The sequence below is a fragment of the Kitasatospora sp. YST-16 genome (assembly GCF_026802215.1).
GTDB lineage: Bacteria > Actinomycetota > Actinomycetes > Streptomycetales > Streptomycetaceae > Kitasatospora > Kitasatospora cineracea.
Genome location: NZ_CP113837.1, coordinates 5724781 through 5737926 on the forward strand (window position 1 = coordinate 5724781; position 13146 = coordinate 5737926).

Annotated in this window: 10 protein-coding genes; 4 read left to right on the forward strand and 6 right to left on the reverse strand. The window is 73.0% G+C overall.

The window, feature by feature from the left end; genetic code table 11:
* Positions 1–9: 9 nt before the first annotated feature.
* The 3 genes from OU787_RS26050 to OU787_RS26060 all read right to left on the reverse strand — a co-directional run bounded on the left by OU787_RS26050 (position 10) and on the right by OU787_RS26060 (position 5540).
* Positions 10–2862, reverse strand: a complete 2853-nt coding sequence (locus OU787_RS26050) for an FAD-binding and (Fe-S)-binding domain-containing protein (RefSeq protein WP_268660743.1) — start codon at positions 2860–2862, stop codon at positions 10–12.
* On the reverse strand, positions 2849–4573 hold the full coding sequence (locus OU787_RS26055) for an IlvD/Edd family dehydratase (RefSeq protein WP_268660744.1): 1725 nt from the start codon (positions 4571–4573) through the stop codon (positions 2849–2851). The genes OU787_RS26050 and OU787_RS26055 overlap by 14 nt, the downstream gene beginning before the upstream one ends.
* Positions 4574–4742: 169 nt before the next feature.
* Positions 4743–5540 (reverse strand): SGNH/GDSL hydrolase family protein, encoded by a 798-nt coding sequence (locus OU787_RS26060; protein ID WP_268660745.1) that lies wholly within the window; start codon positions 5538–5540, stop codon positions 4743–4745.
* A gap of 159 nt (positions 5541–5699) precedes the next feature.
* Between OU787_RS26060 and OU787_RS26065 the strand changes: the two genes are divergently transcribed.
* Genes OU787_RS26065 through OU787_RS26080 form a run of 4 tightly spaced genes read left to right on the forward strand, consistent with a single transcriptional unit; the run spans position 5700 to position 9335 of the window.
* A complete protein-coding gene (locus OU787_RS26065) occupies positions 5700–6524 on the forward strand; it encodes an IclR family transcriptional regulator (RefSeq protein WP_268660746.1) in 825 nt (274 codons plus the stop codon).
* Positions 6521–7405, forward strand: a complete 885-nt coding sequence (locus tag OU787_RS26070; RefSeq protein WP_268660747.1) for an SMP-30/gluconolactonase/LRE family protein — start codon at positions 6521–6523, stop codon at positions 7403–7405. The genes OU787_RS26065 and OU787_RS26070 overlap by 4 nt, the downstream gene beginning before the upstream one ends.
* A gap of 38 nt (positions 7406–7443) precedes the next feature.
* Complete coding sequence (locus OU787_RS26075; RefSeq protein WP_268660748.1) at positions 7444–8304, forward strand: fumarylacetoacetate hydrolase family protein; 861 nt, start codon at positions 7444–7446, stop codon at positions 8302–8304.
* Positions 8301–9335: a zinc-dependent alcohol dehydrogenase gene (locus OU787_RS26080; RefSeq protein ID WP_268660749.1), complete on the forward strand. Its 1035-nt coding sequence runs from the start codon at positions 8301–8303 to the stop codon at positions 9333–9335. The genes OU787_RS26075 and OU787_RS26080 overlap by 4 nt, the downstream gene beginning before the upstream one ends.
* Before the next feature lie 395 nt (positions 9336–9730).
* On the opposite strand, the gene OU787_RS26085 is transcribed toward OU787_RS26080, so the two are convergent.
* From OU787_RS26085 to OU787_RS26095, 3 genes are read right to left on the reverse strand one after another with little or no spacing between them, the layout of a single operon-like run.
* A complete protein-coding gene (locus OU787_RS26085) occupies positions 9731–10117 on the reverse strand; it encodes a DUF742 domain-containing protein (RefSeq protein WP_268660750.1) in 387 nt (128 codons plus the stop codon).
* The gene (locus OU787_RS26090; protein ID WP_268660751.1) at positions 10114–10548 is read right to left on the reverse strand and encodes a roadblock/LC7 domain-containing protein; all 435 of its coding nucleotides are present in this window, start codon (positions 10546–10548) and stop codon (positions 10114–10116) included. The genes OU787_RS26085 and OU787_RS26090 overlap by 4 nt, the downstream gene beginning before the upstream one ends.
* Positions 10545–13130 carry a sensor histidine kinase gene (locus OU787_RS26095; protein WP_268660752.1) on the reverse strand — a complete coding sequence of 862 codons (2586 nt, stop codon included), beginning with the start codon at positions 13128–13130 and terminating at the stop codon, positions 10545–10547. The genes OU787_RS26090 and OU787_RS26095 overlap by 4 nt, the downstream gene beginning before the upstream one ends.
* Positions 13131–13146 lie beyond the last annotated feature (16 nt).

Below are 13146 nucleotides of genomic sequence, written 5' to 3' on the forward strand. Positions count from 1 at the left end.
TCGGGGGGTTCATCGGGGGTTCTCAGCGGGGAGCGGGCGGCTCGCCTCTTCCAGGACCTGCAGCAGGTGCCGGTAGGGACGGCCGGTGGCGCGGGTTAGGCCCAGCTCGCAGGTGCGGTTGACGGAGGCGTACGCGGCCGCTTCCGGTGCCCGGGCGACGGCGGCCGCCTCGGCGGCGGTGGCGGAGGCGGTCAGCTCCGGGTGGAGCAGCCCGCGGTCGCCCGCGAACGCGCAGCAGCCCCAGTCGTTCGGCACGATGACGTCCTCGGCGGCGGCCCGGGCCACCCGCAGCAGGGCGGCATCGAGACCGAGCTGGGTGCTGGAGCAGGTGGGGTGCACGACGAGCGAGGGCAGGCGGCGGGTGACGGTCAGGCGGGGCAGCACGGCGGAGTCGACGAAAGCGACGGCGTCCACCACCTCGAAGTCCCCGTCGGTGGACCCGAGCAGGCGGTCGAGGCCCTCGGTGCAGGAAGCGGCGTCCACCACCACGGTCGTGGTGCCGCTCCCGGTCGCCCCGCCCAGCGCCCGCGAGACGCGTCGGCGCATGACCTCGTACCCGTCACCCAGTCCCTTGGACTTCCACGGTGTCCCGCAGCACAGGGAAGCGATGCCGTCCGGCACCCGGACCTCCACCCCCGCTCGCTCGCACAGGGCGAGGAACGCCTCGCGCACGTCCGGACCGCCGTCCTCCGCGGCGGGGCCGAACACCGTGGAGACGCAGGCCGGGAAGTAGACGGCCCGCGGTGACTGCGCCCGCCGCGGCCGGCGGCGGTCGCCGCCGCCCGGCAGTTCGGGAGACCAGGCGGGGACGGTCTCCGCGCCGAACAAGCCGCGCCCCGTCGCCGTGGCACCGGTCGACAGCGGTGCCGGTAGGGTCCGGGCGAGGGTGAGGGCGCTTCCGGCCGCCCGGGTGAAGCCGTCCCAGTGCCGGGCGGCGGAGGCCCACAGCCGCTGCTCGCCCTTGCCGCGGCCCTCCGCGCGCAGGCGGCGGGTGAGGTCGCCGGTGTCGATCAGCACGGGGCAGGCGGTCGCGCACATGCCGTCCACGGCGCAGGTGTCGACCGCGTCGTACCGGTACTCGTCCTCCAGCAGGCCGAGCAGCCGGGTGTCGCCGTCGGCCCGGGCCCGGGCGATCTCGCGGCGCAGCACGATGCGGCGGCGCGGGGTGGTGGTGAGGTCCTTGCTGGGGCAGACCGGTTCGCAGTAGCCGCACTCGACGCAGCGGTCCACCTCCTCCTCCACCTGGGGCGTGGACTTCAGGTGGCGGACGTGGACGGTGTCCTCGCTGAGGAGGATGCCGGGGTTGAGGACGCCGTGCGGGTCGAGGAGCCGCTTGGTCTCACGCATGACCTCGTGGAGCTCGGCGCCGTACTGGCGGCGCACGTACGGCGCCATGACGCGGCCGGTGCCGTGCTCGGCTTTCAACGTGCCGCCGTTGGCGAGGACCAGGTCGACCATGTCCTCGGTGAACGCCAGGTAGCGGCGGACGCCCTCAGGTGCGTCGAAGTCCTCGTTCAGCAGGAAGTGGAGGTTGCCGTCCTTGGCGTGGCCGAAGACCACGCTGTCGGTGTAGCCGTGCCGTGCGAACAGGGCGGTGAGGTCGGTGCAGGTGGGCAGCAGTCGCTCGACGGGGACGGCGACGTCCTCCAGCAGGGCGCTGGTGCCGGGGGGACGGGCGCCGGCGACCGCCGCGTACAGGCCCTTGCGGATGTGCCAGAGAGCGGCCCGCTCGACCGGGTCGGTGCTCAGGCCGTCGGGAGCGGTCAGCGGGAGCGCGGCGAGTACGTCCGCCGAGGCGGCGACCCGCTGGGCGAGGTCCTCCTCGGTGGCTTCCTGGTGCTCCACCAGCAGGGCCGCGTGGCCGCGGACCTCCAGCGCCCGCAGGACCCCGGTGGCCCCGGGGTCGCGCTGGGCGACCCGGAGGCTGGTCGCGTCCAGGAGTTCGACGGTGGCGAAACCGGCGGCCACCAGGTCGGGCAGCGCCCCGGTGGCCGCCGCGAGGTCGGGCAGGAGCAGCAGGGCGGTGGCCGCGTGCGGGTGCACCGGGACGGTATGGAAGGTGGCCTCGGCGACGAAGGCGAGGGTGCCCTCGCTGCCGACCACTAGGTGGGCGAGGACGTCGACCGGACGGGTGTGGTCGAGGAAGGAGTTGACGCCGTAGCCCATGGTGTTCTTCAGGGCGTACAGGCGGCGGACGGTCGCGACCGAGGCGGGGTCGCGGCGCACCCGGTCGCGCAGGCGCGCCAGCCCGGCGTGGACGTCGGGTTCGAGGGTGCGCAGCCGCTCGTCGGCGTCGGGGGCGCCGGTGTCCACGACGGTGCCGCTCGGCAGGACGAGGACGGCCGATTCGAGGGTGCGGTAGGCGTTGCGTTCGGTGCCGCAGGCCATGCCGCTGGAGTTGTTGGCGACGACGCCGCCGATGGTGCAGGCGCTCTCGCTGGCCGGGTCCGGTCCGAGTCGGCGGCCGTACCGGGCGAGCCGGGTGTTGACGGCGCGCACGGTGGCGCCGGGTTGGACGCGCACCCGGGCGCCCTCGTCGAGGACCTCGACGTCCCGGAAGTGGCGGCGGGTGTCGACCAGGATCCCGTCGTTGGTCGCCTGCCCGGACAGGCTGGTGCCGCCGGAGCGGAAGGTCAGCGACAGGCCGTGGGCGACGCCCGCCCGGAGCAGCGCGCCGACCTGTCCGGCATCCCGCGGGGTGACCACGGCCTCGGGGACCAGCAGGTAGGGGGAGGCGTCGTGGGCGAAGGAGAGCCGGTCGGAGGCGCGGGCGGCCACCCCGCCCGGCGCGGCCAGTTCCAGGACCTCCAGCAGCGCCGGGGAGGCGTCCCGGTAGGCGGCGGGCCGGTCAGTGGGACTCACGGCTCACCTCCGAGCCGCTGGAGCCGATCAGGAAGTCCAGGTCGGCGCCGGTGTCGGCCTGCTGCACGTGGTCGACGTAGAGCCGCTCCCAGCCGCGCCGGGGGGCGGCGAACCCGGCGAGGGTGGCCTCGTTCGGCCTGCGGCGGGCGAGTTCGTCCGCCGGGACGTCGAGGTCGAGTCGGCGGGCTTCGACGTCGAGGACGACGGTGTCGCCGGTGCGGACGAGCGCGAGCGGGCCGCCGGCCGCGGCCTCCGGGGCCACGTGCAGGATCACGGTGCCGTACGCGGTGCCGCTCATCCGACCGTCGCAGACCCGGACCATGTCGCGCACGCCCAGGGCGAGGAGCTTCTTGGGCAACGGCATGTTCGACACCTCGGGCATGCCCGGGTAGCCCTTGGGGCCGCAGCCGCGCAGCACCAGCACCGAGTCGGCGTCCACGTCGAGGTCGGGGTCGTCGATGCGGGCGTGGAAGTCCTCGATCGAGTCGAAGACCACGGCCGGCCCCCGGTGCCTGAGCAGGTGCGGTGAGGCGGCGGCGGGCTTGATGAGGGCGCCGGCCGGGGCGAGGTTGCCCCGGAGTACGGCGATGCCCCCTTCCGCGATCAGCGGTTCGGACCGGGGGCGGATGACCTCCCGGTCCCAGACGGCGTCGTCGTCGAGGTGGGTGACCAGCGGCGCGCCGGTGACGGTCAGGGCTTCGGGGTCGAGCAGGTCGCGGACCTCGCGCAGCACGGCGGGCAGGCCGCCCGCGCGGTGCAGGTCGTCCATCAGGAAGCGTCCGGCGGGCTGGAGGTCCGCCAGGACGGGGACGTGGGAGCCGATCCGGTCGAAGTCGTCGAGCGTGAGGTCGACGCCGAGGCGGCCGGCGATGGCGAGCAGGTGCACGACGGCGTTGGTGGAGCCGCCGATCGCCGCCAGCGCGACGATCGCGTTGTGGAAGGACGCCTTCGTCAGGAAGGTGCTGGGGCGGCGGTCGGCCCCGACCATCTCCACGGCCAGCCGGCCCGTGCGGTGCGCCGCCTCCAGGAGGCGGCTGTCGGGGGCGGGGGTGCCCGCCACGCCGGGGAGGACGGTGCCCAGCGCCTCGGCGACCAGGGCCATGGTGGAGGCGGTGCCCATCGTGTTGCAGTGCCCGCGGCTGCGGATCATCGCCGATTCGGAGCGGGTGAACTCCTCGGCGGAGAGCGTTCCGGCCCGCACCTCCTCGGACAGCCGCCACACGTCGGTGCCGCAGCCCAGCGGCTTGCCCCGGAAGGTTCCGGTCAGCATTGGGCCGCCGGGCACCACGACGGCGGGCAGGTCGACCGAGGCGGCGGCCATCAGCAGCGAGGGGATCGTCTTGTCGCAGCCGCCCAGCAGCACGACGCCGTCGATCGGGTTCGCCCGGAGCATCTCCTCCGTCGCCATCGCGGCCATGTTGCGCCAGAGCATGGCCGTGGGCCGCAGCTGCGTCTCGCCCAGCGACACGACGGGCAGTTCCAGGGGGACGCCGCCCGCTTCCAGCACGCCGTCGCGGACAGCTGAGGCCACTTCGCGCAGGTGCGCGTTGCACGGCGTCAGGTCGGAGGCGGTGTTGGCGACGGCGATCTGCGGGCGGCCCCGGAAGGCGTCGTCGGGGACGCCCCGGCGCATCCAGGCCCGGTGGATGTAGGCGTTGCGGTCCTGGCCCGCGTACCACTGCGCACTGCGGAGTTGCTGCACGGCGCTCATTTCGATGGTCGGTGGGGTGTCTGTCCGTCGGACGGCGCGGCGCGCCGTGACGCGGACGAGCGGCCGGACGTCAGGTGTCCGGCCGCTCATCGGTGGAGCGGTCCTGCTCGGTCGTGCCGCGGTCCGGGGCATCGCGGGGAGGTGCGTGCCCCGGACCGCGGCTGCCGGATCAGCCGGTGGCGGACTTCAGCGCGGCGAAGTAGCCGTACCGGTAGCCGTCCGGGGTCGGGTGGAGGGGGGTGAGGTTCGCGATCGGGTAGAGCCACGCCTGGCTGGAGCAGACCGCGTGCCCGGCGAAGGTCGGCTGGGCGTCGACGAACGTGAAGCCCGCGTTCGCCGCGCGGCCCGCGATCGTCTGGTCGAGCGCCTTGGCGAAGCGGTTGAGCTCCTTGCGCTGGAACTGGTTGGGGGCGATCCAGACGCTGCAGCTGCTGGTCTCCTCGAACAGCAGCGGGTAGCCGAGCACGTAGACGGTGGCGTTCGGCGCCGCCTGGCGGATCGCCGTGTAGGTGGCGTCGAGTTTGGCCGCGAGGGGGGCCATGTCGGCCACGGCCTGGTCGACCGCGGCCGTGCAGGCCGCGTCCCCGGAGTTCATGCAGGTCAGGACCTTCTCGCCCCAGGCGGTGTCGTTCCCGCCGATGGTGATGGTGACCACGTTGGTGTCCGCGCTCAGCGCCGAGACCTGGTTGGCCAGCACGTCCTCGGTCACGGCGCCGCCGCAGCTCACGTCGGTGAACGAGGTGATGCCGTGGTCCTGCGCCCACAGGGTGGGGTAGCCCAGCGGGCTGCGGCCGCAGGTCGGGTCGCCGAACGGCGCACCGACGCCGGCGGAGAAGGAGTCGCCCATCGCCACGTACTTGGTGGCGGAGTTGTAGGCGGGGGTCACCGCGTCGGCGGGTGCAGCGGACACACCGACTGCGGCCAGAAGGGTGAGCGGGGCGAACAAGCGGACGAGTTGCTTGCGCATGGATCCTCCATTGGGTGGGGGAGCCGACGGGCCGCGTGGGGGCGGCCGCGGCAAAGGAGGTTGACTGCGAGTAAAGTAGGACGCCCTTTACTTCAGGTCAAGGTTCTCGGCGGATAGCTCTTCCGGCAAGTGGTACGGCGGTCTAATATTTGGAACGCAATGAACCACACACAGAAACTCCGCGGGGCGGACGCGACCGATGACCGGGAGGCCGAAGGTGACGACGCGAACCGCCTCGTCGGCTCCGACCGGGTCCTCGCCGTCCTGAAGGAACTCGCCCGCCACCCCGACGGCGCGGGCCTGGAAGAACTGACCCGCGTCATCGGCAGCCCCAAGCCCACCGTCCACCGGGCACTCGGCGCACTGCGCCGCGCCGGACTCGCCGACCAGGACGCCCGCGGCCACTACCTACTCGGCGACGAGTTCCTCCGGATGGCCTTCGCCCACCACGAGGCCCGGCCCGAACACGTCCGGATCCAACCCGTACTGGAGGCGCTCGCCACCCGGTTCGGCGAGACCGCCCACTACGCGGTCCTCGCCGGCCACGAAGTGGTCTACCGAGCCAAGGTCGACCCACCCAGCGGCGCGGTCCGCCTCACCTCCACCGTGGGCGGCCGCAACCCGGCCCACGTCACCGGCGTCGGCAAGCTGCTGCTGGCGCACCAACTGCCCACCCTCGACGCCGTCCGGCAGTGGATCCGCGAGCGGCCGCTCGTGCGCCGCACCCCCAACAGCCTGTGCACGGCCGAGGAACTGCACCGCGCGTTCGAGGAGATCCGGGCGCGCGGCTACGCCGTGGACGACCAGGAGAGCGAGAAGGGCATCAACTGCGTCGCCCTGCCCGTCCACGGCGGCTCGCCCACCACGCCCAGCGGAGCCGTGAGCGTCAGCGCGCTGACCTACCGGACCACGCTGGACGTGCTGGTCGACGCCGTCGACGAGATCCGCGCCGCGCTCGGCCCACTCGGAGGGCCGCGGACGTGAGAGCAGCCTCCCCGGCCACCGCCACGATCCACCGCCTCGCCGAAGGGCCCCGGTGGGACGCCACCCGCGAACGCCTGCTCTGGGTCGACATCCTGGACGGCGTCCTCTTCGAGGGCACCCTCCACGAGGAGCGGATCACCGCCACCGCCGAACACCGCTTCGAGGGCACGGTCAGCGCGGTGACGGCGGCCGCGGACGGCACCCTCCTGGTGGCCGCCCACCACGGCCTCGTCGTCCTCCACCCCGACGGCACCCGCACGCCCGGCCCCCGCGTCATCCCGGCCGGCGAGCCGCGCCGCCTCAACGACGGCGGCACCGACCCGGCCGGCCGCTTCCTGGTCGGCACCCTGTCGCTGGGCGGCCCGTCGACGCGCGAGGCCCTGGTCCGCTGGGAGGCCGACGGGAGCGTCACCACCCTGGACGCCGACCTCTCCCTGTCCAACGGGCTGGCCTGGTCGGCGGACGGCCACCGCATGTACAGCGTCGACACCCTCCGCCGCACCGTCCACGTCCGCGACTACGACCCCGACAGCGGCGCGGTCGGCCCCCGCCGCACCCACCTCCAGCTGGCCGAGGGCTGCTACCCGGACGGCATCGCCACCGACGCCGCCGACCACCTGTGGGTGGCCGTGTGGGGCACGGGCACGGTGTGCCGGTACACACCCGACGGCACCCTCACCGACCGGATCGCCGTTCCCGCGCCGCACACCTCCAGCGTCGCCTTCGCCGGACCCGACCTGCGCACCCTGGTGATCACCACCGCGACGGCCGAACTCGACGACGAGCGGCTGCGCGCCCACCCGCAGTCGGGCCGCCTGTTCACCGTGCCTGTCGACGTGCCGGGCCTGCCGGTCGCCCCCTGGGCGCCGCCCGCCCGCTGACCCCTCCTCCTCCACCCCCTTCTTCGGGAGCACACACCGTGTACCTCATGCGCATCGGCGCCCCGGGCGCCGAGAAGCCCGTGGCCCGGATCAACGACGCCACCTACGTCGACCTCTCGGACGCCGTCACCGACTTCGACGAGGAGTTCTTCGGCTCCGGCGGACTCGACCGGATCCGACCCCTGGTCGCCGAACGCGCCGCGGCCGGGCAGACGGTGCCCTTCGCGGGCGAGCGGGTCGGCGCACCGATCGCCCGCCCCCACCAGATCCTCTGCATCGGGCTGAACTACAGCGACCACGCGGCCGAGACCGGCCAAGCCGTGCCCGCCGAACCGATCCTGTTCACCAAGTCGCCGAACACCCTCGTCGGCCCGAACGACGACGTGCGGATCCCGCGCGGCTCCACCAAGCCCGACTGGGAGGTCGAACTGGGCATCGTCATCGGGCGCCGCACCAGCTACCTCGACTCCGTGGAGGAGGCGCGCGACGCCATCGCCGGCTACCTGGTCGTCAACGACGTCAGCGAGCGCGCCTTCCAGATGGAGCGCGGCGGGCAGTGGGCCAAGGGCAAGTCCGCGGAGACCTTCAACCCGGCGGGCCCGTGGCTGGCCACCGCCGACGAGATCGCGGACGTCCGCGACCTCGACATGTGGCTGGACGTCAACGGGGTGCGCCGCCAGAACGGCAACACCAAGACGATGATCTTCGACCCGTACTTCATCGTCCACCACCTCAGCCAGTTCCTCGTCCTGGAACCGGGCGACCTGATCAACACCGGCACCCCGCCGGGCGTCGGCATGGGCTTCACCCCGCCGGTCTGGCTCCGAGCCGGGGACGTCATGGAACTCGGCATCCGGCACCTCGGCAGCCAGCGCCAGCACGTCATCGGGCCGCGATGAACCGCCGCACCATACGTGCCTACGTCCTGACCGGCCCCTTCGAGGGCGCGGTACAGGAGGTCCCCGCCCCCGTCGCGGCACCCGGCGAGGTGGTCGTCGACGTCGAGCGCGTCGGCGTCTGCGGCACCGACGTCGAGTTCTACACCGGCGAGATGGCCTACCTCCACGAAGGGCACTCCTCCTACCCGATCCGGCTGGGCCACGAGTGGTCCGGGCAGGTGACCGCCGTCGGCGAAGGCGTCGACCCGGCCTGGACCGGCCGCCGGGTGATGGGCGACACGATGCTCGGCGACGGCACCTGCCGCCGCTGCCGCCGCGGCCACCAGCACGTGTGCGAGCAGCGCCAGGAGGTCGGCGTGCGCGGCGGCCGCCCCGGGGCCCTCGCCGAGCAACTCGCCGTCCCCGCCTCCTCCCTGCACGTCCTGCCCGACACCGTCGACGCCGCCCTCGGCGCCCTGGTCGAACCCGGGGGCAACGCCCTGCGCGCCGTACGGGCCGCCGAACTCGCCCCCGACGACCGGGTCCTGATCCTCGGCCCGGGCACCATCGGCCTGCTCGCCGCCATGTTCGCCCGGGCCGACGGCGCGGACGTCCACCTGATGGGCCGCACCGACAGCTCCCTCGCGTTCGCCCGCGACCTCGGCTTCGCGCACACCTGGTACGAGGACACCCTGCCCGACCTGCCCTTCGACGCGGTGATCGACGCCTCCAACGCGGCCCACCTCCCCGCCCGGGCCCTCGACCTGGTCGAGCCGGGCGGCCGCCTGGTCTACGTCGGACTGGCCGGCGAACCCAGCCGGATCGACACCCGCACCCTCGCCCTCAAGGACGTCACCGCAGTCGGCGTGCTGTCGGCCTCGCCCGGAATCGCGGACACCGTCCGGGCTTACGCGCAGGGACGGGTCGACCCCCGGCCGCTCGTGGCCGCCACGGTGCCGCTGGAGCGGGCGGGCGCGGTCCTCGCCGGGGAGCGCCCGGACGGCGCCGGGCCGGGCCCGAAGGTCCACATCGACCCGCGCCCGACGTCCTGAGAGCGACGTCGGGACGAGTCCGGTCGGCTCACGGTCGGGATGCCGTGAGCCGACCTTCCACCAGGTGGTCGGTCAAGGCCAATCACGTCACGGACCTCCGGCCGGTCGTGGGCGTCACGGAAGAGGACCGGGAGGCCGGGCTCCTGGACGAGCACGGAACGTACCTCCTCCGTACCTCGCTCGCGGATACCGTGGAAGCAACTGACCTCGAGCGCCCGTGCACTGAGTTGTCCCGCGTCAACCAGCCATGTCGTCCTCACTCGTACCGGCCCTGAGGAGGGCTGCCCCGGTCCGCAGCAGGGGATCTCAGTGACCGTCCCCACAGGTGCCGCCTTGCCGGGGCCGAACCCCCTGCCGGCACCGTCCCCACCACCTGCTGGCCGAACGGCGCCAGGTCAGAGCCTGCGGAGGCCATCTCTCACGGCTCTCAGGACTGCCACATCGGGGAGGCCGCCCGCAACGGAAGCCACGGGGGTACGGGCGTGCGCCCGACCCGCGTCGACCAGGTCGCCGATCAGGATCTTCGTGACCGAGACCGGGAGATCGAGCCGCGCGGCGATCTCCACGACGGCCAGCGGCCGTCGGCACAGCTCCAGGATCGCGTGGTGCTCCGGCTGCAACCCGTACCGAGAGCTCGCCTCCGGTGCCGGTAGGGCACTGATCAGAGTGATCAACTCCATGGCGTCCGAACCGGGGGCGGCGCGGCCGCCGGTGACGGTGTAGGGACGGACGAAGGGCGTGTCCAGCCCGTCCTCCTCCGCCTCCTGCGACCAGTGGGTCATTCGGGTCTTCCCGGTCGACCGGCTGCTTCCGGCCGGCGTGCCTCGGTGCCCAGCTTCTGGCCGACCTGCCTGACCAGGGTGTGCATGGCGACGGCGATCAGCTCGGCGTCGACCTCCTGGGAGGCGATGACGGCCAGGTGGGTCCCGCGGCCGGCAGAGGTGAGGAAGAGCCACAGATCGGCCAACTCGACCATGACCTGCTGGACCGGGCCCCCGTCGAAGATCTCGCCGATCCCGCGGGCCAGGCTCTGCTGGCCGGTGGCGATCGCGGCCAGCCGCTCGGCGTCGGCCCGGCCCAGCGTCGTCGAACTCCCCATCACCAGACCGTCGTCGGAGAGCAGGACCGCGTGCCCGACCCCGGCCACCTGCCGCACCATCCCGTCGAGCAGCCAGTCCAGGTCGTGGTGCGCGGCGGCGTTGTGCTGAGTCATCGTTCGTCTTCCGTCTGGGAGGTGCGGGAGGGGAGGGAAGGAGTCGGAACCGGTCCTTCCGGGCGGATCTCGGGCCGCGGGCCGCGGGACTGCCGTCGGAAGGCACTGATGACGGCCGCCGAGCGCTCCGGTCGGATGGTGCCCGGGAGGAACCCGGCCCCGCGCCCGGGAAGGTGCGACTGCCCAGGGGCTGTTCTGAGCTCGGGGGCCAGGCTCTCCTGCGGCACCCGCCGGGGCAGCGGGCCCTGGCCCGGGCCGTCCGGACGTACGACGGGCAGGGCCGCCACCACCGGGTCGAGCCTGTCCCCGGCGTCAGCCGCTGCCTGCCCGGGACCGCGCGACGGCAGCCCGGCCGAGGTGCCGAGCACACGCACCAGGGAGTGCCGGAGGTCGGGCGTGTGCACCCCCCGCACCGGTTGCGAGGGATCGAAGGGTTGGTGGTGTTCGACGACGAGAGCCTCGGGGATGAACACGACGGCCCGGGTACCGCCGAAGACCGACGGCTGGAGTTCGACCGCGAGCCCGAGAGCAGCGGCCAGCCGGGCCACCGCGTACAGGCCCAGGCGCACGTCGTCGGCCCGGTCCATCACGTCCAGCGCCGGCGGATCCTGCATCAGGGCGTTGGCCGCCGCGTACTGTTCGGCCTCCATGCCCAGGCCGCGGTCCTCGACCTCCACGATGGCGCCGCGGCCCGCCGCACCGGCCCTGACCGACACCGGGGCCGGGGGCTTCGAGAAGGCCGCGGCGTTCTCCATCAATTCGGCCAGGACGTGTGTCAGGGTGCCGATCGCCCGCGCCGATATCCACGGAGAGCCTTCGACCTCCATGGTGATGCGCCGGTAGTCCTGCACCTCGCTCTGCGCGGCGCGCAGCACGTCCAGCAGCGGCACCGGCTTGCGCCAACGGCGCTGCGGCTGACCGCCCGCGAGGATGACCAGGTTCTCCTCGTAGCGGCGCAGCCGGGCCGTGAGGTGGTCCAGTTCGAAGAGCCCCTCCAGCACCTCGGGGTCCTCGTGCCGACGTTCGAGTTCGTCCAGTTTCTTCAACTGGAGTCCGATGAGCAGCTGGGTCCGCCGCGCGAGGCGCTGCAGCAGCCGTTCGAAGCCGCGGTGCTGCTCGGCCTGGCGGACGGCCGTCGCGACCGCGCTGCGGCTGGCCAGGTTCAAGGTGCGGCCCAGTTCGCCGAGTTCGTCGGAGGGGGTGGGGAGTTCGGGTACCTCGCGGTCCACCTCGACGTCTTCGCCCCGGGAGAGTCGTGCCACTACATCGGGCAGGCGTTCCCGGAGTCGCTGCGCCTGTGCCTGGAGAGCGTGGATGCGGCGGCGCAGCAGGAGGGTGAGGCGCCAGGTGACGGTGATGACCAGTGCGACGGCGGCGGCGGTGAGCGCGTAGACGGTGACGAGCCGTGAGACCGTCTGGTGGACGTCCGTGTTGCCGATGTCCTGCACGGCGCGTCGGCCGTCGACCATGAGGAGGAGCATCTGCTGCTGGACAGTGTCCATCGCCGCCCGCCACTGCGTCTGGTCCGGTTTCATGGTGACCGCACCGTCGGGTGTCGTCGCTGCGCCGGTCAGCCACTCCTCCGTAGCCGCCTTCGTCTTCCAGGCGTCGCCACCGGTCAGCGCTCCGTACTGGGCGGCCTGGGCTGTCGTCAGACGGGGGACGACCCGTGATTCCAGCAGGTACCGCTGTACACCGATTGCCTGCACCACCTGGAGACGGTTGCGGCCTTCCAGTTTTCCCGAGATCCGACCGCCGGTGATCAGGGCGTCCTCACGGTTGATGGCGTCGAACACACCCACGATGTCGATGAGCGTCTCGAACGGGGTGACGGCGTTGCCGTCGGTGCTCTGCCCGAACGGGGTGAGCGTGCGCAGGCTGCTGCCGATGAGGTGGCTGTAGTAGTCGAACGCCCGGTCGGGACCGCTGGACCCCGAGTCGATGGCGGTCCGTTCCTTCGGCAGCTGCTCCATCTCCTGCACGAGGGAGTCGATGGCGGCGTCGAGACCCGGCAGTTCGCCGGTGTCGCTCGAGGCGAACCGTCGGAGGGCGGCCGTGTCCCGGTCGGTCTGGCTGCGTTGTTGGACGAGCGCCGCCCGCGCGGCCTGCGACGGGCCGAACGCCTCGGCGGTGAGCCGTCGCTCCTTCTCCAGGTCGTAGAAGATCAGGAAGGCCGTCGGGCCGACGTCCTGCGAGAGTTTCTGGATGTCGCGGGCCTGGTTGATCTGCCGCAGGGGCTGCAGGGCGCCGACCGCTGTCACGCCGATGAGCGATACCCCGGGGACCAGGAGCAGGACGGTCAGCGCGGTGCGGAGCGGGAGGCGGCGGGAGCTGCGTGCCCTGCGTCGTGCGGAGTGGGGTCTGCTCATGGCGGGGCGCTCTTCTCTGCTCGGGGCGTGGGGCCCTCCTCGAACGCGGGACCGGGCCCGTACACGGTTCAGCGGAGGACGGTTGTCCGTCCTTGGTTCTTCGGCGTCAACCGATGTGGGCGAAGTGGAGGGGGCTTCGCCGTGGGGAAGGTCGACCAGCGGGGCACCGCCCTGTCCGGGATCAGCCGAGCAGTAATGCTTGAAACGATTCATTCAATCGGGTGGCGAG